The sequence below is a fragment of the Austwickia sp. TVS 96-490-7B genome, assembly GCF_019331795.1.
In the GTDB taxonomy this organism is placed as follows: domain Bacteria; phylum Actinomycetota; class Actinomycetes; order Actinomycetales; family Dermatophilaceae; genus Austwickia.
Window position 1 is genome coordinate 14,431 of the sequence record NZ_JAHPZL010000020.1, and the last position, 19,336, is coordinate 33,766.

Sequence of the window (19,336 nt, forward strand, 5' to 3'; positions counted from 1 at the left end):
TGCCGATCGCGACCGAGGCGCGCGGGTCGGCGGGAGCCATCTCGACGCACTGGACCTGACATGGTGCCCACTGTACGGCGCTGCCTAGCGACACGCCGCCTTGGTGCCGACGAGCGCGGCGGTACCGGTCAGGGTTACCCTCCTATCCGTGACTGTCATGCGTCGGTGTTCCAAGACCGCTTGTTCCCGTGCGGCCGTCGCCACGCTGACCTACAACTACGCCGAGCAGACAGCGGTGCTGGGTCCGTTGGCGACCTTCGCTGAGCCGCATACATACGATCTGTGCGCCACCCACGCGACCCGGCTGACGGCGCCGCAAGGGTGGGACGTGGTGCGTCTGGTCGGTGAGTTCGTCGAGGGTGCCCAGGACGACCTGTTCGCTGTGGTCGATGCGTTAAATGCTCGCCCTGTCCCGCCGATGGATGATGCTGCTGCGGCCGGGGAACAAGGAGAGACCGATCAGACACGCGCTGGCGGCGGTGGACGACGTACCGCTCAGAAGCCAGCGCCCTTGGGTCGTCCTCAGCTGCGGGTGTTGCGGGACTCCTGAGTGCTTGGGGCGGCGCAGCGAAGGAACGACTAGGCTGCGTTCGTGACAACTGCGAGACTCAGCGAGTTCATCAAGGCCTACGACGTGCGGGGGGTCGTGCCCGACCAACTCGACGCGACGGTGGCCCGCGCCATTGGTACGGCTTTCGCCCAGGTGGTGGCGATCCCCGATGGTCAGCGTCGGATCGTGGTGGGGCATGACATGCGGCCATCCTCCCCGGAGCTGTCCCAGGCGTTTGCTGAAGGGGCTGCGCTGGTGGGTGTGGACGTCACGCTGATCGGTCTGTGCTCCACAGATGGCTTGTATTACGCCTCGGGGGCGCTGCAGGCGCCAGGCGCGATGTTCACGGCCAGCCATAACCCTGCGCAGTACAACGGCATCAAGATGTGCCGGGTGGGGGCCCGTCCGGTGGGGCAGGACAGCGGCCTAGCTGAGATCACCCGAGTCGCTCAGGAGATCGTCGACGGGGCGACCCCGGAGGCTGCCGACGGAGCGGGAACGATCTGGGAACAGGATGTCCTTGGTGATTACGCCGGTTTCCTGCGCGGTCTGGTCGATCTGTCCGAGATTCGTCCGCTGAAGGTGGTTGTTGACGCAGGGAACGGTATGGGTGGTTACACCGTCCCGGCCGTGCTTGCGGGCCTTCCGCTGCAGATCGAGCCGCTGTACTTCGAGCTGGATGGCACGTTCCCCAACCATGAAGCTAACCCGCTAGATCCCAAAAACTTGCTCGACCTTCAGCGAGCGGTGATCGAGCACGGAGCAGACATCGGTCTGGCATTCGATGGTGACGCCGACCGGTGTTTTGTGGTGGACGAGCGTGGCGAACCGGTCAGTCCTTCGGCGATCACCGCGTTGGTGGCCAGCCGTGAGATCGCCAAGCGGGTGGCAGCCGGTACTCCAGCTGAGCAGGTGGCGATCGTCTACAACGTGATTTGCAGTCACGCAGTGCGGGAGGTCATCGCCGAGTGCGGCGCCCGAGGGGTGCGCACTCGGGTGGGGCACAGCTTTATTAAGGGCACGATGGCGCAAGAACGCGCCGTTTTCGGTGGTGAGCACTCCGCGCATTACTACTTCGAGGACTTCTGGTTCGCTGACACCGGGATGCTTGCGGCGATGCATGTCCTGGCCGCCTTGGGTGGGCAAGAAGGGACATTGTCCGCTTTGGTCGCCGAGTTCGATCGGTACGCCGCTTCCGGTGAGATCAACTCCACGGTCGCTGACACCGAGGCATCGACGCGAGCGGTCCTGAACTGGGCCGAACCGCTGGGAGTCGATGTGGACCGCCTGGACGGTGTGACTGTCGAACACCGGGGGGCGCCGAAGTGGTGGTTCAGTCTGCGACCGAGCAACACGGAGCCGTTGCTTCGGTTGAACGTCGAGGCACAAGACGAGGCGACGATGGTGCAGATCCGCGACGAGGTCCTCGCTATCGTTCGCGGTGGTGTCGGGTGAACGAGGCGATTCCCGGGTGGGTCCGAGAGATTCTGCGCTGCCCGGTATGCCGTGGTGAGCTGAACGACGCGACCGGTCCTTCCGGCGCGGCGGTGCTGGAATGCGCCGGGACATGCGTGGTCGACGGTGGGCGTCGTACGTTTGTCGTGGAGGACGGGATCCCGGTCCTGTTGGCGGACGTCTGAGCTGAGGCCTGAGGAGGCACCAGGTGGCGATGATCGAGGACGCTCTGCTGGATGACCTATCGCGTCTGGCAGCGGTAGACAGCCAAGACACACTGCGGGCATTGGCCACCGCTGGCGCCCAGGTCCGGGAGGCGATCACCTTGGCCCGGGAGGGCGGAGTGGATCGGCTCACCGGCCAAGAACGTCCTCGATCCGTGCTGGTGGCCTCACTAGGTGGGTCGGCGGTCGTCGGTGACGTCCTAGACCTCCTGGCAGAGCCAGGATCGCCGGTGCCGGTGACGATCCGTCGTAACCTGCCGTTGCCCGGGTGGGTGGGGCCATTGGACTTAGTGGTCGCGGTCTCCTTGTCCGGCCGGGCACCTGGGCCGTTGGCGGTCGCCGCGGAAGCTGCGCGCCGGGGGGCGTTCCTGGTCACGGTCGGTGCTGCTCAATCGCCCCTGGCTGCGGTGTGCGAACGCGCCCGTGGGTTACACATCGATGCGGGTCGGGGGCGCACCTCTAGTCGGACGTCCTTGTGGTCATTAGCGGCACCGGTGCTTATTGCCGCGGACCGGCTGGGCATCGTCGACATGTCTGATGACGTGTTGGCGCAGGTGGCGGATCGGTTGGATGAGGTTGCCGAGACGTGTCGGCCGTCGTCGGAATCATTCGTGAACCCGGCCAAGGGGCTGGCTTTGCAGTTGGCAGAGACGGTGCCAGTGGTGCTGGGTGAGGGAGACCTCGGTGGGGTGGCTGCGCATCGGGCGGCGTCGATGCTGTCGCGTACGGCGCGGTTGCCAGCGACGTATGGGGCATTGCCGGACGCAGCCAGTCAGATCGTGGCGACCTTCGACGGCCCATTCACCGCAGGTGGTGGGCAGGGGGTTTTGGGTGCGCCGCGAGAACAGGACATTTTTGCCGATCCGTTCCTGGATGGGCCGGCCCAACCGACGTTGGGGCTGCTGATGTTGCGGGACGCACCGCAGCAGATCGCGACTCCTGAAGATGCTGATCGTGCTGGCTTGGTGGATGGGGTGATCACCACTGCTGAGCACGCTGGGGTGCGGGTCATGTCGGTAACCGCGCAGCAGGGGCCCTCGTTGGTGAGGTTAGCCGAGCTGATGGCGACGACTGATTTCACTGCTACGTATTTGGCGATCGGGTTGGGGATGGACCCGGCGGTCTCGCGGCACATCGCGGAATTGAGAGACCGGACTCGTCGCTGACCAGGAGGCCGATCCGCGAGCTCAGGATGGCCCCGGTAGCCTGGGCGCATGGAGCATGTCGACCTCGCCATCATCGGTTCCGGCTCGGGTAATTCCCTGGTGACACCCGATTTTGCCGACAAAAAGGTGATGGTGATCGAGTCAGGGACGTTTGGGGGGACATGCCTGAACGTGGGGTGCATCCCCACCAAGATGTTGGTGTATGCCGCTGACGTCGCCCGAGGGGTGCGGGAGGCAGCACGGTATGGCGTGGATGCCCGGATCGATGGGGTGCGCTGGCGGGACCTGCGGGACCGGGTCTTCGGCCGGATCGATCCGATCTCAGCCGGGGGACTGGCGTACCGCAGTGAAGGACCGCAGACCGGGGTGATCCAGGGTCGGGCGAGATTTGTGGGGCCTCGGGAGTTGGTGGTGCGGGACAACGGACCCCAGGGACAGGAACGGCGTTTGACCGCTGATCAGATTGTGGTGGCTGCGGGGTCCCGCCCCCACATCCCTGAGGTCGTCGCCGCGTCAGGCGTGCGCTATTACACCTCCAATGAGGTGATGCGGTTGGACGAATTGCCTGAGCGGATGGTGATTCTCGGTGGGGGTTTCATCGCGGCGGAATTTGCCCATGTTTTCTCAGACCTGGGGGTCCAGGTCACGGTGGTGATTCGCGGGCAGCGGCTGCTTCGGCACGAGGATGAAGAAGTCTCTGAAGCGTTCACCAGGTTCGCGGACACTCAGTGGGATGTGCGCCGTGGCGTCGAGATCGTGGCGGTCCACGAGAGTGGGTCGGGGGTCCGGGTGGAGCTGAGTGACGGTTCGGCGGTGCAGGCAGGGGTGTTGCTGGTCGCGGCGGGTCGCCGCCCCAATACTGAGGATCTGGGACTGACTGCGGCTGGTATCCAGACTCACCCGGACGGTCGCATCGTGGTTGACCAGTATGGCCGGACCGGCATTCCTGGGGTGTGGGCGTTAGGCGACGTCAGTTCGCCGTACCAGTTGAAGCATGTGGCAAACCATGAGGCTCGGGTGGTGGCGCACAACCTGGTTCATCCTGATGACCTGCGCCGTTTTGACCACCGATGGGTGCCTTCGGCGGTCTTCACCTGTCCCCAGATCGCTTCGGTCGGGGCGACAGAACAGCAGTTACGTGCCGATGGCACGCCCTATGTGGTCAAGGTGCAGCAGTACGGCGACACGGCGTACGGCTGGGCGATGGAAGACACGGTGGGGTTCTGTAAGGTCCTGGCTGACCCGGCGGAAGGTCACCTGTTGGGGGTGCACATCATGGGGGATCAGGCGTCGACACTGATCCAACCCGCCATCCAGGCCATGTCGCTGGGGCTGACTGTGGAGCAGCTGGCCCGCGGCCAGTATTGGATTCACCCCGCGCTATCCGAGGTGCTCGAGAATGCCATGATCGGAGTCCTCGCCCAGATGTGAGCTGGTGAAGCCGGCGCCGCGTGCAGATACGTGGACGTCCGTGAAAATCACTGTGCTGCTGTTGTATTCATGATGAAGGCTGATCGTGTGGCAGGTCGCAGACGAGAAGGCTTGTCGACGCTATCGTGACCTCGTCAGGGCGCGCTCTGCCGGGGTGCGTCGCGGCTTTTCCCGGTTGCTCCGATAGCACCGCCGTGAGTTGCCACGGGCCCGGGTCTTGACGACAAGGCGCATCAATGATGACTACGCGCTCGTCCCGGATGTTCTTTTCTGAGTGGGCCTCGACGTCACTGAAGCTGATGCTGACGATGCTCACCGCGGCGATGCTGCTGTGTGCTGGAACTCGTCCCGTGATGGCTGCCGTCCCCGACGCCGTGACCGGAGTGTCTGTTCGGGAGACCAGCACCACCACGACGTACGGCGTCACCGTCGACGTGACCTGGAAAATCCCGGATGGCACGCATCCAGGGGAGACCTTTACCCTTCGGCTACCTCCTGAACTCGTTGCCCTAGACGGGAGTGATTTCCTCCTGAAGGACGCCCAGGGTGCAGTCGTAGCCACTGCGCTGATCACCGGTCAGGATGTGGTCTTCACCCTGACCGATTACGCCTCACACCACGTGGGTGTCCATGGCTCAGCCTTCTTCATGGCCGGTTTGGTCAAGAGCGTCATCCCAGGACCGCTGGATCTGACTTTTACGGTGGGGGGCCGGGTATTCACCGACACAGTAAATGTCGGGGTGGCGCCCACGAACGACTATTCGGACACCTCGACCAAATGGATGTCTTGGATCAAACCCGGGACGCCGGGACTCCCCGCTGATGACCGGTTGCTGTGGGCGATTGTAGGACCCCGGATCAGGACCACCAGTGTCATGACCTTCGTCGACACCCCCGGGCCGGGTCAACAGATTAATTGCACCTCAGGTCACATGTTTACTGGCCGGGCCAATATCGGGGGTGTCATCACCGAGCCGCTCTATGTGAGTGTCGACCGGTGGAAGGTGGTCTTCTGCGATGGCCATCGCATGGTGGTTGAGTTCCGCCCGTTGCTCTCACAGATCGGAAGGGTCCCCCTCTTCCTTGCGCGGTCCGCTCTGACCGAGAAGCTGCGCGTTTACGAGAACAAAGGAAGCGTCTCTATCGGCAACGGCACGATCCCAGTAGTCACCCAACTCACGATGGCAGGCGGGGATGGCACTGGAACGTCCTCACCGCCACCGCCACCGCCACCGCCACCGCCACCGCCGCCGCCGGTGAACCCTGGCACGTCGACCACATCGGGGACTAGCTCCTCGCCGACCACGTCCACGCCGTCCCCTACGACAACGACGACCACTTCGATTCCGGTCAGTCCTGGCACGAATCCAGCCACGACGCCGCCGGTGAACCCGGGCTCACCGACGACGATCATCCCGCCGGTAGAGACAGGAGTCGTCCCCGTGGTTCATCCGCGTCAGCCAGCCGCTCCGGGACAGGAGCCATGGCGGGTGGACACGGGGATCCCTCCTGATCGTCGTATCGGGTGGGGCCTGATCGGGATTGGCTTCGTGCTGATGACTACGTGCGGGCTAGGCCTGCTCGTGCTGTCACGACGCACGATGTGACCCAGTGTCCACCGCGGACTCGGCCGCGCAGCCTCCAGGGGGGACCGGCGGCCTAGCGCCCCGCCGTCGACTGCGCCGACGGCTCGCCCAGGGCGTCCTCGTCATCGGACTGATCTGCGGTGTGGGCACCGTGTCAGCGGGCCTGCGCCAGGAGGACCGAACTGCGCCGCTCCCCGCCCGAACATTTGGGTCGGCGCAACTCCCGGCATCGGCCCCGTCGACGCTACCGGCTCAGGGTGGGACGTTGCCCAGTGTGTCGGCGTACGGCCCGAACCGGTTGGTGATCCCCTCCCTCGGCGTGGACGCCCAGATCCGACCGGAACACGTCGACCCCTCCCAGGGCCTGGTCATCCCAGGCGACCCAGGACAGATCGGCCGTTGGGTCGATGGGCCGGACCTGACCGCTGATAGGGGTACCACGGTCTTGGCCGGGCATGTCAACCTTGCTGATCGTCCTGGAGCATTGCATGCCCTGCATCGCATCGCAGAGCATGCCCAGGTCATCACCACTGATGCTGCTGGCCGCAGGCATCAGTGGCACGTCGACGCCTTGGTCGTGCGGGCTAAAACCGACTTGCCACAGTTCTCCTCACAGGGACCTCGGCGGCTAGCTATGGTCACCTGCGGAGGGCCATTGCTCCGCCTCAATGGCGTCGACACGTATCGGGACAATGTCATCGCCTTCGCTGTGCCTGGTTGACGCAGCCCACCTCATCCGATTTCGCCGTGTGCTGAGGGCCTCCGTCGAGGAATCAGATGAAGGACCAGCACCACCAGCGCACCGACACCCAAACCGATCACAGCTGACCCGAGAGTCTCGGCAAACCAGCCGATGACCGCGCTGGCGGCCCCCCAGCTTGTCGGTGCCACGTCATGTAGGAGATGCAACACTGACTCGGGGCCGGGCCACCCCATATGCGCGGTACCAGCCACCAGAATGTGCCCGCCGACCCAGAGCATCGCCACCGTCCCCACCACGCCGAGCACGCTTAAGAGTCGTGGCATCGCGGCGACTAGGCCCCGCCCTAAAGCTTGGGAGCCCCGGGCTTGCTGACCGGCAAGATGCAGGCCGATATCGTCCATCTTCACGATCATCGCGACTAACCCATACACCCCGATCGTGATCAGTAAGGCCACGACGATCAAGCTGATCGTGCGAGTGAGCAATGGCCGATCCGCCACCTCACCTAATGCGATGACCATGATTTCAGCCGACAAGATGAAATCTGTACGAATTGCGCCAGCGACCATGGAATTCTCGAGTTCTTCCGCCGACATGACCAGCGCCGAGTCAGTGTGACCCGCCGGACCGGCGCCGTCGTGAGGGTGCCACCATTCCCAGACTTTCTCGGCGCCTTCATATACCAGGTATAACCCACCCAGCATCAACAGTGGAGTGAGTAGGAATGGTGCGAACTGGCTGAGTAGCAGGCTCACCGGGAGGATAAACACGATCTTGTTGCGCAGCGAACCCCACGCGATCCGTTTGATCATCGGGAGTTCTCGTTGTGGGCTAAAACCGGTGACATAGCGAGGGGTCACCGCAGTGTCGTCAACCACCACCCCAGCGGCTTTAATGCTGGCGCGACTCGCAGCAGCACCCACATCGTCTAGGGATGCCGCAGCGAGTTTGGCCATCGCCGCGATATCGTCCAGCAGGGCGACTAATCCGATACTCATGAAAAGGATCTCCTCGGGGCTCACCGGCGATAACGTTGATCGTCGATGTCTCAGGATACGGTGGCAGCGATCAGCTCTGTCACGTCGTTCACCCCAGCCTCATTGACCACGTTGCACTCATCAGATGCGCTGTCGAACCAGAGGATTCGTGGCCATCGCTAACCTTGAACTGGCAGAGTCGTCACCCTGAGGAGAGACCCATGTTCACCGACTTTCGGGTCCGAGATCTGAACGCAGCCGTTGCTGGACGCCATCAAATTCGCCTCGCCGAACACGAAATGCCCGGCCTGATGGCCATCCGCCAGGAATACGCTGAGACCCGACCACTGACGGGAGCGCGTATCGCCGGGTCCCTGCACATGACCGTACAGACTGCAGTTCTCATCGAAACCCTCGTCGCTCTCGGCGCTGAGGTCCGGTGGGCCTCCTGCAACATCTTCTCCACCCAAGACGAGGCGGCCGCCGCGGTCGTGGTCGGACCACAAGGCACCCCGCAAGACCCACAAGGCGTGCCGGTCTTCGCGTGGAAAGGGGAAACCCTCCAAGAATATTGGGATTGCGCTGCGCAGATCTTTAGTTGGCCCGACGGGCCACACGGCGAGTCGACGTACGCGAACATGATCCTCGACGACGGTGGCGACGCGACGATGCTGGTGCACCACGGCCGAGCCTGGGAGGGCCTGGGCCAGGTACCCGATGACACCGACAGGGATTCGGTGGAGTTCACCGTGGTCAAAAACTTGGTACGCCGTACGCTCACCGAAGACCCCACCAGGTGGACCCGTATCGCCGAGCACATCAAGGGCGTCACCGAGGAAACCACCACCGGAGTACACCGCCTCTATCACCTTGCCGCCTGCGGTGAGCTGCTCTTCCCCGCGATCAACGTCAACGACTCAGTCACCAAGTCCAAGTTCGACAACAAGTACGGCTGCCGACACTCTCTCATCGACGGCATCAACCGTGGCACTGACGTTCTCATCGGCGGCAAGACAGCGGTGATCTGTGGCTACGGCGATGTGGGCAAAGGTTGCGCAGAGTCGTTGCGTGGCCAGGGGGCCCGCGTCATTGTCACCGAGATCGACCCGATCTGCGCGCTGCAGGCCGCGATGGACGGTTACCAAGTCGCCATCTTGGACGATGTCATCGCCACCGCCGATATCGTCATCACCGCCACTGGCTGCTGCGACATCGTCCGCCCCGAACATCTCCTGGCCATGAAAGACAAAGCGGTTGTGGGTAACATCGGGCACTTCGACAACGAGATCGATATGGCCGGACTGGCGCGCATCCCCGGGGTCCACCGAATCGAAATCAAACCCCAGGTCCACGAATGGACTTTCACCCAACCAGGCCCAGCCGGTCAGCCTGCAGGGCGCTCCGTGATCGTGCTCTCCGAGGGGCGTCTCCTCAACCTGGGCAATGCCACCGGACACCCCAGTTTTGTGATGAGCAACTCGTTCGCTAACCAGACCATCGCCCAGATCGAACTGTTCACCCGGACCGCGGACTACCCGTGCGCCGTGCATACCTTGCCGAAGGTCCTGGATGAGAAGGTCGCCCGGCTGCATCTAGGGGCGTTAGGTGCACAGTTGAGCACCTTGACGCCGACCCAGGCAGAATACCTGGGGGTCGATCCGGCAGGCCCGTACAAACCTGAGCACTACCGTTATTGAGGTCAACAACGGGTGGGCGTGACGTCGGATCGCGTCCACCGAGCGGCACCGGCACACCCCACCCATGGGAGTGACGACGGGGCATGGTGTCGGCATGTCCATGAAAAGCGCCGCCCACCAGGTACGATGCAAGTCCGGGGTGGCGGCATACGAAGGGATGAGGTCATGAAGGCACGCGTGCTCGTCGTCGATGACGACCAGGCGCTCGCCGAGATGCTGGGAATCGTGCTTCGCGCCGAAGGGCTGGAGGTGATTCACCGGCCGGACGGTATTTCCGGCCTGGAAGCGTTCCGGGAGGTGCATCCCGACCTGGTCCTGTTGGACGTCATGCTCCCCGGTATGGATGGCATCGAGGTATGTCGGCGTATTCGCGCCGACTCTCTGGTGCCGATCGTGATGTTGTCGGCACGCACCGACACCATCGATGTGGTGGTGGGCTTGGAGTCCGGCGCCGACGACTATGTGCTCAAACCGTTCAAACCACAGGAGCTCATCGCCCGGGTGCGGGCCCGGCTACGGCGTGGTGAAGAACCCGAGCCGGAACGACTCACGATTGGTGACCTGTCGATTGACGTGGCTGGTCACTCGGTGAAACGGGATGGCAAGGTCCTTGCCCTGACCCCGTTGGAGTTTGAGCTGCTGGTCGCCTTGGCGCGTAAGCCGTGGCAGGTTTTCACTCGTGAGGTCCTCCTGGAGCAGGTGTGGGGTTACCGTCACGCTGGCGATACCAGACTGGTCAACGTGCACGTGCAGCGGTTGCGTAGCAAGATCGAGCGTGATCCGGAACACCCCGAGATTGTGGTCACGGTGCGCGGCGTCGGTTACAAGGCTGGCCCGAGCTGACGGCTGGTCCTCGAGTCGGTGTGCTGGGGACAGAGTGACCCCGGAGCCGGGTGACGGATCTGGCTCGCGGGACTGCGGTGTGCAGAAAGGGCTCGTCAGTGGTGGACTCGGGTGGAGCGACAGGAACGTCGGCGCCAGGAGCGGGGGCGATGTCCCCGTTAGGAGGCGGCGACCCAGGTGTCGCTGCCTCCGCGGGACCTGGCAGTGAGGAATCCGTCCCAGGCGGAGCGCCTTCTGCTGAGCCGGTTCAGCGGGCAGGCGTGCTGCACGCTGTGGTACGTCGACTGCGCTCCTGGGGTGGGGCGATCCGGCAGACGGTGCGGCAGGGAGTGGGCCGGTGTGCTGGATGGCTCACCCACCGGTGGCGATCGAGCCTGGAGTTTCGGGTGGTGGCGACCACAGTCTTTCTGTGCCTGGTCGTGATGGGGTTGTTGCAGACCTTCCTCTATCAGCGGATCGCCGACGGCTTAGCCCAGGACCGATTGGCATCGGCAAAGGAGGACGCGATCGCCGGGACGCAGCAGATCCAGAGCAAGCTTGATAAGACTGACAAGACGGATCTGGAGAGCATCCGGCAACTGTGCTACGACCTGATCAGCCAGCAGGAGTCCCAGCGTGGGGAAAACGCCCGCGAGTTGATTCTGACCAAGTCGCAGCGCAAAGAGGCCAAGGATGCCAGCCTGCCGACCCTCGATACCGGAATTGATCCGTCGATTGTGACTCCGGAGATGCGGGATCGGTTAGCCAAAGACGGCTCTCATCAGGTGGTCGCCTTTGTCACCTTGCCGCGAGCGGGCAGCGATATCCCTGCGGTGTTGGTGGGGTCGTTAGTGCGGGTCCCTGAAGCCGGGACGTACGAGCTGTATTACGTCTACCCGATGGACGCTCAGGAGCAGATCCTCGGGATGGTGTTGCGCACCTTCTTGTTGGGGGTCTTCATCTTCGCGGTGCTGATCGGGTTGATTTCGTACGTCGTGACCCGGCTGGTCGTCGACCCGGTGCGAGAGGCTGCAGTGGTTGCGGAGCGTCTCGCCAAGGGACGGCTCAACGAGCGGCTCTACATCAAAGGCGAGGATGACCTGGCGACTCTGGGCACCGCGTTCAACCGGATGGCAGACACCTTGCAGGCCCAGATCTCCAGGTTGGAGGACTTGTCTGCGGTGCAGCAGCGCTTCGTCTCCGACGTCTCCCACGAGCTGCGCACCCCGCTGACGACCATTCGAATGGCGTCGGAGGTGATTTTTGATAGTCGAGAAGAGTTTCCGCCGGTGTCGCGTCGATCCACCGAAATCCTGCACGGTGAGGTGGAACGTTTCGAAGAGCTTCTCACCGACTTGTTGGAGATCAGTAGGTTTGATGCCGGTGCGGCGGCGTTGGATCGGGACAACGTAGATGTGCGGGTGGTCGTAGAACGTGTCCTGGCGGGCACCAGCGAACTGGCCCGGCATCGGGGCAGTGACATGGTCTTGATCGCCCCAGATACCCCGGTGCGTGCTGAGATGGATCCTCGTCGTGTGGAACGCATCGTGCGCAACCTTGTCGTCAACGCCGTGGAGCATGGTGAGGGCGAGCCGATTCGTGTTGAGATCGCCGGGAACGACACAGCGGTGGCTATCGCGGTGCGGGACCAGGGGATTGGACTCAAGCCTGGGGAGTCGGATCTGGTGTTCACTCGGTTCTGGCGCGCAGATCCCGCCCGGAAACGCACCACTGGTGGCACTGGTCTGGGGCTGGCGATTTCATTGGAGGACGCCCGGCTGCACGATGGCTGGTTGCAGGCGTGGGGTGAACCAGGGCGAGGGTCACGATTCCGGCTCACCCTGCCTCGAGTTGCCGGTCGTCCTATCGGTTACTCCCCGCTCGTCCTCGCCGATCCAGACCCCGATGGACACAGTGAGGACGGATCCTCGGCGGGCGAGCCCATCAGCGCTGGAAAGGATCCCGCGACTGGTTCCCTGCCGCAGGTTCCCGAGTTAGGTCGTGATGCCAGGACGGCCTCCTCCAGCGTCCCAGCAGCTTCGACGACCCCTGGTGTGGAGCCACTCCAGCCCGACCTGGCATCGCCAGCGCCTGCCGGGGCCTCCGCGGTCGTGTCCACCGAGGTTCCTGCCGACACCAGTCCTGCTGACAGCGCCAGCAGCAGCGAAGCTGCCCCTCAGGAAGAGGTGACCGATCCGGTCCTACCAGAGATTGTCGAGGACGACCTTGACGAGGAAATTGACGAACTCGACCGGATGCCGACGGACGAGGAACTCGCCGAGATCGAGTTGATGGAACGGCAAGCCGAGGAAGCTCGCCGCCGTGAACGTGCCCACTTCGGGCACGACGATCAGTCCGGATCCACCGGCTCCGAGCTGGGGATGGCGGCCCCAGATCGCCAGGAGGAACGAGGCACTCACCGATGAGGCACACATCTCCGACGCGAGCCGCCCAGATCGGACGGCGTACCCGCCCGATGTGGGAGACATGGCGTCGTCGGGGAGTTGCTGCGGTGCTGGCTCTGGGGGTGGTGACGGCGACGACTGGGTGCGCTGGGTTGCCAGATCGGAGCGAGCCCATGCAAGGCAACCAAGTGGGCGCCCCGATCATGCCGCCGGTCCGGCAGCATCTCCCGGGCCCAGCAGATGGTGCCGGACCTGAGTCCATCGTTTTCGGTTTTGTTACCGCCGGGTCAGCCACGACTGACGACTACAGTGCAGCTCGCCACTATCTCACTGGTGCCCTCCCTGACAGCTGGGCTCCTCGTTCTCGGACTGTCCAGATCTTTGCTACTGATAATTCGCTGTCTGCGCAGCGACTCTCCACTGACGATTCCACGGTCACGATTCGACTGACTGGGGCGATGGCTGCAACCGTGGATGCCGACGGCCGCTACCACGAGCTTCCGGCTCCACGGCAGCACACCGCTGATTTTCGGCTGACAAAAACCAACGGTCAGTGGCGGATCGCTCACCTTCCCGACGATTTTGGGATCTGGCTCGACGCCTTTTATTTCAACCGGACCTATCAGCCTTTCCTTGTGCAATACAGTGCACCTTCGGCGCGCACTCTCATCCCGGACCGCCGTTTCTTCCCGGTCACCCAATCCCTGTCAACCTCGTTGGCCCGCGCTCTGCTCGAACCTGTCCCGGACTATCTGCGTGGCGCTGTCACCACTGGTTTCCCCGACTCCACCCGACTGTCCGTGGATGCGGTCACGGTTAACGGGGGCACCGCACAGGTTGATCTGACCTCCGCTGCGCTGGGGTCGGGCGCTGAAGAGCGGCGAGCTGCTCTCGCTCAGGCGGTGGCCACCCTCACTCAGGCGACCGCTGTCACCCAGGTGAGTCTGCAAGTTGACGGTCGACCGCTGGCAGTGGTCGGTGCCCCAGGTGAGCCACGAGAAGCCTCTGAATTGGGTTATACCACCGCTCCAGAAAAAGCCACCGACCAAGTCGTCGTGAGACAGGGCGCGGCGTTGATTCCGATGTCAGCCAATGCCTTACGCGCTGGTGTGCCGCTGCCCCCTGGAGGTTCACTGCCGTCCATCAACAGCGGTTTCAGCGAGATGTCCATCGCCCCCGACCTGAAGGACATCGCGGCGACCTCCTCCGACGGCCGCGGAATGTTGCGATGGCGTCAGGATCCGACCAGCGGTGCCACCACGTCGACTGTCCTTCCTGCCTTCGGCACCGGACTGGTCCGGCCGTCCTATGACGCGAAAGGGTCGTTGTGGACGGCAGGCGTCGATCCGCACGGTGCCTCGATGATCTGGGTGGTGGATACGCGCGGCGAGGTGAGTCAGGCGCTGCCCCGGCCGCTGTCCACGCCGTGGTTGTCTGGTCGGGCGGTCAGTGCTATCGCCGCAGCCACTGACGGCCAGCGGCTCGCGGTGATCATGAAGGATTCCGCGGGCCGCACCACCATTGGGGTGTGTGGTGTGTTGCGGGGACCAGATGACCGGCCGACCGGTTTGACTGCCCCGCTGATGATTGGGGGCTCAATCGTCTCGGCGACGTCGGTGACCTGGCAGTCGGCCTACCAACTGGCTGTCCTCGGCAAGTTGAACCGCAACGCTGAGCCTCGACCGTTGACGATCGGTCTGGACGGGCGCACTGACGGGGCAGACCTTCCCGTTGTTCAGGGAGCGGTGTCCGTCCTGGCTCTCGGATCCGGACGGTTGGGCGTGGTGACGAACCAGGGGCGTCTCTGGCTGTCGGTGGCGGGTGGCTGGCAGGACACACTCGCAGCCACTGACGCCGTAGCGCCCTAACCCTGTATACAGTCGCAGCGTCCACACCCCCTATCGGTATCCGGGGGCGTCCACAACGGTGTTATCGACGCGGCATGGACATGACACCGATGACACCACACTGGGTCGATGAGATGGGCCGAACCGTTCAGCCAGGCCTGGGATTTGGTCTTTCCGGTGCGATGCGGAGGCTGCGGTGGGCCGGGCGGACACTGGACCCCCAACAGCTCGGCGACGCAAATCATCGCAGCCCATTCCTACCCACCCGCGGTACCGGTCCCGGCGACCATCCGCACCGCCCAACTCAAGTCCTGGAGCCTTTTCGAAGTGGCATCCAATATCGCTGCAGGTCGAGGAGTGAGGCTTCGCAACGAAGCTGGTCAAGGCGCTGTGGCTACCAGCTCCACTAGTTGGCATCGCTGCAGTTCAGGCACGACATGAAAAGGCTCTTGGTGCGTGCTACGCAACTACCGCGGCGGTCCCGCGCGCCTAGGCACCATCGCCGCCGTAAGACTCATCCGCGCAGGTCAGGCCGCTAAAAGAAAAAGACCCCAGTGATGGCAACCGTAGAAACACTTACCTAATTTGACTTTATCGGCATATCAAATGACGTCGACTGGGCAACTTAAATCATGGATTTTACACTTTCAACTGGGTACTTAGTAATCGCCGCGAATATCATTCTTCACAGATTGCCGAAGAAGCAGTTGAGCTTCCTGATATCGTATCGCCTTGTTGGACCGTTGCGTTGCGTAGCTGTGGATTCACCAGAGCTGCGAACGTGATAAGAGCGAGGAGGCCGCTGGCGAGAATGAAGGTGAGGGTGATGCCAAGGAAATCAGCAGCCTGGCCGAAGAGGATCATTGACACGGGTGCTAACCCAACAGTAGAGAAGCCGACGAGGCTCATCACGCGACCAAGATAAACTTCGGGGCAGCGTGCTTGTACCGTCCCTAGAAGGAGAGCGCTGGCAGGCCCCATGGTGATACCTAGAGCTGCGGTGCTAGCGATCGCGGCCGCTTGACTAGTTGAACAACCGATGCCTCCCAGGGTGGCGCTGCCGAGTGCGGTCCACACGAGCCCTGCCCTGACTGGCCGGGCCGCCGCGGGAAGAGCTGAAATAAGAAGTGCTCCGATGACTGCACCGGCGGCGAATGCGGCCATCAGTAGTCCAAAGCCCTGCGGCCCCCAAGACTGATAGTGAGACAGCTGGGCTACACCCACGTTCAAAGCGCCTGCCAAGACGAGGTTCATTGCCGTGACGGTCACCAGTACGCCTCGGATGACAACGTCGACCCAAGCGAATCGCCAACCTTCCATAACCGACTGTCGGGAAGAGCATATCTTTAAGCTCTGTGCGCGCCCCTGGCCATCGCGAACATCTCCGGCTGCAAACTGCACGGACGTACTTTGAGTGTCTTCAGGAACTGATCTGAGAATAAAGAAGGCCAGGCAAAACAAGGCCACATCCATCACTAGGATCCAGACAAGCCCACCAATAGCAACAAGTACACCGCCCAGTGGCGAGGCAACGACCGATACGGCACGCTGCACCGTCTGCACCAGCCCCTGCCCGGCCGCGAGCTTCTCGGGGCGGAGCAACCTTGGGGGCAGCGATCCCAGTGCTGGCATGTGAAGAGCGTCAATGACGCCGAACAAAGCTCCCACGACGAGGAGCAGCCCCAAGCCAGGGTGAGATATCGCCAGTACAATTCCGGCGACGGCCATGATGAAGGCCCGCGCAGCGTCACTACCTAGAGTCACTCGGCGCGCCCCCCAGCGATCGACAAGGCGACCAGCAGGCAGGATCAGCACTGCGCGAGGCAGGGACGCCGAGGCCATGACCCACGACATCTTCCGAGAGTCACCGAGCTGGCTTGCAGCCCACGCCAACGCCACAAACCAGGCCTGTGATCCCAGGAGAGACAAGCCCATTCCAGTCAGATAGGTCGCAAACCGGCGCCATTCGGAAGATTGTCGTAGAATCCACCCATTTTTAATGGATACTTTCATAGTTATCATTATATGCACTTTGTTAACTGCCCAGGTAAGGGGGCTCTAGGACTATCGGCGAGCTAAATCGCAATAGCGCAGGTGGGGTGCAAGATGGACGCTCCACTCGTGCGGCCTAGGGGTAATGGCACAAGAGAAATGTTATCCATTAACCATGCGGGGACACCACATTTATCACGGCTGCCTCTGCGCTTTTTTGGGCAACCTGCAGAGTGTCGTCCACGTGCGTCAGCCTAGGAATCGCCCCATGAGGACAGAATTGCAGATCTGGAACACAGGGACGGCCAGTCCGAGTCCCATCTTCAACCCATGAATCGAATCGTCCAGCAGGGTGTCGTGGAGTAAGATTGAGAGTCAGAACCTACTCCAGGGATCGCGACGGATTGAGTGACGTAGAAAGAGGGTTCCTCGGTACAGGTGACGATGCGCCTATGAGTGGCGATAACTTCGCTGTACTCATTTATGGCAGTACGGCATGTTGCCTTGGGTGCGGGAGGAAATATGGAATCTTGAATTCCAAGAGAGTGCATCTCCTTAGTCATCGCGGGACATGCGATGGCCCGTACTGTGGCAGCCCCGGCCGGGGCTGCCACAGTCGCAGCGTCCACACCCCCTATCGGTATCCGGGGGCGTCCACAACGGTGTTGTCGACGCGGCGTGGACATGACGCCGATGACGCCACACTGGGTCGATGAGATGGGCCGAACCGTTCAGCCAGGCCTGGGATTTGGTCTTTCCGGTGCGATGCGGAGGCTGCGGTGGGCCGGGCGGACCCTGGTGCGCGTGCTGTCGTGCAGAGACGATCGTCACCGCTTGGCCGGGCGGGGCTAGTCGAGTTCAACCTCGACCTGTACCAATTGGTTTTCCGCCGACCTGGTCGCACACCGCGTACGCCGGTCCGCTGCGGCAGGCGATGAGCGCGTACAAGGACCACGACCGGCGTGACCTGGCGCCGATCCTGGCCGATGCTCTGGCGCATTCCCTGATTGGGGCGATCACTGCTCTGGCTGAGCACAGCCACACCTCATGGTCTCAGTTGCAGGTGGACGTGGTGCCGATCCCTTCCAGCGCCGCGGCGCGACGGCGACGGGGTGATGCTCCCCTGGAGCGGGTCGCTGAGCTGGCCTGCGCAGCCATTACGATGGCCGATCCGATGCTTCCGGGGCCGCGAGTCACCTGCCGTCCCCGGACACTGCGTTTGATCCGCAGGGTCGCCGATCAAGCCGGATTGGACAGTTCCGGACGCGCCGCTAACCTCGCCGGAGCTTTCGCCGTACGTCGGGTGGCGGAAGCTGACCTGGTCATCCTCGTCGACGACGTCCTGACCACCGGGGCCACTCTGACGGAGGCGACTCGCTGTCTCCGGATGGGGACACGCGCCGTGGTGGGGGCCGCGGTGGTGGCAGCTACTGCCCGCCGCGGCTCTTCCTGTTGAATCAGTGACTGGGCAGGTCAAGGCCGTGTCGTGGGCGAGAGGTTGAGGGGTGCGCCAAGCGTGTTCACAGCGAACGGGCTGGTCGGACACAGCTGGGTGAACTAAAGTCTGACTATGGAAGGACATCCCGCACACCGGCCCTGGGTCGGAGTCGCGGGATGTCCTGTTTCAAGGGCGATCAGAGAAGGAGGAACGTCGGCGACCCTACGACGCCGCCCCTAGCCCTCGTCAGTGCACAGCCTCATGCAGGAGGTCACCATGGAGATCACCGTCACCGGCCGTCACGTCCAGGTTTCGGACCGATTCCGTCAACTGCTCACCGACAAGCTCGGAAAGGTCGAGCAATTTGCTCCCCGCACCCAACGTGTCGACGTCGTCGTCAGTCACGAGGCCAGCAAGGCTGCGCCCAAGGGGAGCGAGCGTGTCGAGATCACCTGCATCGCCAAAGGTCCGGTCATTCGCGCCGAGGCCTATTCAGATGACAAATACACGGCCATGGATCTCGCGGTGCAAAAACTCACCGAGCGACTACGCCGCGCCGGGGATCGCAGAAAAGTACGTCGACGCGGACCTGATCTCGACGAGGCGACCGCCGATCTCGAGGTCGCCGCGCTCGGGGGTTCAGGCCGGGTCGCAGCCGAGCCTGAGCCGGCCAGCGAGGCCGACCGGATCGACGCCAAACTCGGGACCCAGGGTGATTCTCCGGTGCAGGTTCGGGAGAAAGTTCACGAAGCGATCCCGATGTCATTGGATCAGGCTTTGTATGAGATGGAACTGGTCGGGCACGACTTCTTCTTGTTCATCGACAAAGATTCCGACCGGCCTAGCGTCGTCTATCGCCGCCGCGGGTGGGATTACGGTGTGATTTCGCTGGCTGTCCCCGAGTGACGTCGTCACCCTCAGTGGAGGGCTCGGTCCCGGTGAGTGCCGGGGCCGAGCCCTCCACCGTTGATGCACCACCGAGATTGAAGCTGAAGTCCACCGCATAGATCGCTGGGCGGCGCCGGGAGCGCACCCGTCCAGGA

16 protein-coding genes are annotated in these 19,336 nt (G+C 63.1%); 14 read left to right on the top strand and 2 right to left on the bottom strand.

The genetic code is table 11. The features are described from left to right. The first annotated feature begins 157 nt into the window (after positions 1-157). The 7 genes from KEM60_RS14570 (at position 158) to KEM60_RS14600 (ending at position 7,133) form a co-directional block, all read left to right on the top strand. A complete protein-coding gene (locus tag KEM60_RS14570) occupies positions 158-550 on the top strand; it encodes a DUF3499 domain-containing protein (RefSeq protein WP_219108576.1) in 393 nt (130 codons plus the stop codon). A 42-nt stretch (positions 551-592) separates the two neighbouring features. Next, positions 593-2,005, top strand: coding sequence for a phosphomannomutase/phosphoglucomutase (locus KEM60_RS14575; protein WP_219108518.1), 1,413 nt, complete (start codon positions 593-595; stop codon positions 2,003-2,005). Then, positions 2,002-2,190 carry a Trm112 family protein gene (locus KEM60_RS14580; protein WP_219108520.1) on the top strand — a complete coding sequence of 63 codons (189 nt, stop codon included), beginning with the start codon at positions 2,002-2,004 and terminating at the stop codon, positions 2,188-2,190. Before KEM60_RS14575 ends, KEM60_RS14580 begins: the two co-directional genes overlap by 4 nt. Before the next feature lie 23 nt (positions 2,191-2,213). After that, positions 2,214-3,395: an SIS domain-containing protein gene (locus KEM60_RS14585; RefSeq protein WP_219108522.1), complete on the top strand. Its 1,182-nt coding sequence runs from the start codon at positions 2,214-2,216 to the stop codon at positions 3,393-3,395. 48 nt (positions 3,396-3,443) lie between these two features. Next, positions 3,444-4,826 (top strand): mycothione reductase, encoded by a 1,383-nt coding sequence (locus tag KEM60_RS14590; protein WP_219108524.1) that lies wholly within the window; start codon positions 3,444-3,446, stop codon positions 4,824-4,826. 236 nt (positions 4,827-5,062) lie between these two features. Then, a complete protein-coding gene (locus KEM60_RS14595; protein WP_219108526.1) occupies positions 5,063-6,433 on the top strand; it encodes an Ig-like domain-containing protein in 1,371 nt (456 codons plus the stop codon). A 4-nt stretch (positions 6,434-6,437) separates the two neighbouring features. After that, positions 6,438-7,133 carry a class F sortase gene (locus KEM60_RS14600; RefSeq protein ID WP_219108530.1) on the top strand — a complete coding sequence of 232 codons (696 nt, stop codon included), beginning with the start codon at positions 6,438-6,440 and terminating at the stop codon, positions 7,131-7,133. A gap of 11 nt (positions 7,134-7,144) precedes the next feature. On the opposite strand, the gene KEM60_RS14605 is transcribed toward KEM60_RS14600, so the two are convergent. Next, positions 7,145-8,113, bottom strand: a complete 969-nt coding sequence (locus KEM60_RS14605; protein WP_219108532.1) for a DUF808 domain-containing protein — start codon at positions 8,111-8,113, stop codon at positions 7,145-7,147. A 200-nt stretch (positions 8,114-8,313) separates the two neighbouring features. Here KEM60_RS14605 and ahcY point away from each other — a divergent pair, with 200 nt between their 5' ends. From ahcY to KEM60_RS14630, 5 genes are all read left to right on the top strand, one after another. Further along, positions 8,314-9,789, top strand: a complete 1,476-nt coding sequence (gene ahcY, locus KEM60_RS14610; RefSeq protein ID WP_219108534.1) for an adenosylhomocysteinase — start codon at positions 8,314-8,316, stop codon at positions 9,787-9,789. A gap of 165 nt (positions 9,790-9,954) precedes the next feature. After that, entirely contained in the window at positions 9,955-10,632 is a 678-nt protein-coding gene (mtrA, locus tag KEM60_RS14615; protein WP_219108536.1) for an MtrAB system response regulator MtrA, read from the top strand. Between the two features lie 149 nt (positions 10,633-10,781). Continuing rightward, positions 10,782-13,037 carry an MtrAB system histidine kinase MtrB gene (gene mtrB, locus KEM60_RS14620; RefSeq protein ID WP_219108538.1) on the top strand — a complete coding sequence of 752 codons (2,256 nt, stop codon included), beginning with the start codon at positions 10,782-10,784 and terminating at the stop codon, positions 13,035-13,037. After that, positions 13,034-14,884, top strand: coding sequence for a GerMN domain-containing protein (locus KEM60_RS14625; protein WP_219108541.1), 1,851 nt, complete (start codon positions 13,034-13,036; stop codon positions 14,882-14,884). The genes mtrB and KEM60_RS14625 overlap by 4 nt, the downstream gene beginning before the upstream one ends. A 108-nt stretch (positions 14,885-14,992) precedes the next feature. Beyond that, on the top strand, positions 14,993-15,304 hold the full coding sequence (locus KEM60_RS14630) for a hypothetical protein (protein WP_219108543.1): 312 nt from the start codon (positions 14,993-14,995) through the stop codon (positions 15,302-15,304). A gap of 237 nt (positions 15,305-15,541) precedes the next feature. Here KEM60_RS14630 and KEM60_RS14635 read toward each other — a convergent pair whose 3' ends face one another. Beyond that, positions 15,542-16,876 (bottom strand): MFS transporter, encoded by a 1,335-nt coding sequence (locus tag KEM60_RS14635; protein ID WP_219108545.1) that lies wholly within the window; start codon positions 16,874-16,876, stop codon positions 15,542-15,544. Positions 16,877-17,789: 913 nt separating this feature from the next. Here KEM60_RS14635 and KEM60_RS14640 point away from each other — a divergent pair. Then, on the top strand, positions 17,790-18,311 hold the full coding sequence (locus KEM60_RS14640) for a ComF family protein (protein WP_219108547.1): 522 nt from the start codon (positions 17,790-17,792) through the stop codon (positions 18,309-18,311). A 258-nt stretch (positions 18,312-18,569) separates the two neighbouring features. Continuing rightward, positions 18,570-19,199: a ribosome hibernation-promoting factor, HPF/YfiA family gene (gene hpf / locus KEM60_RS14645; protein ID WP_219108549.1), complete on the top strand. Its 630-nt coding sequence runs from the start codon at positions 18,570-18,572 to the stop codon at positions 19,197-19,199. Positions 19,200-19,336: the final 137 nt, after the last annotated feature.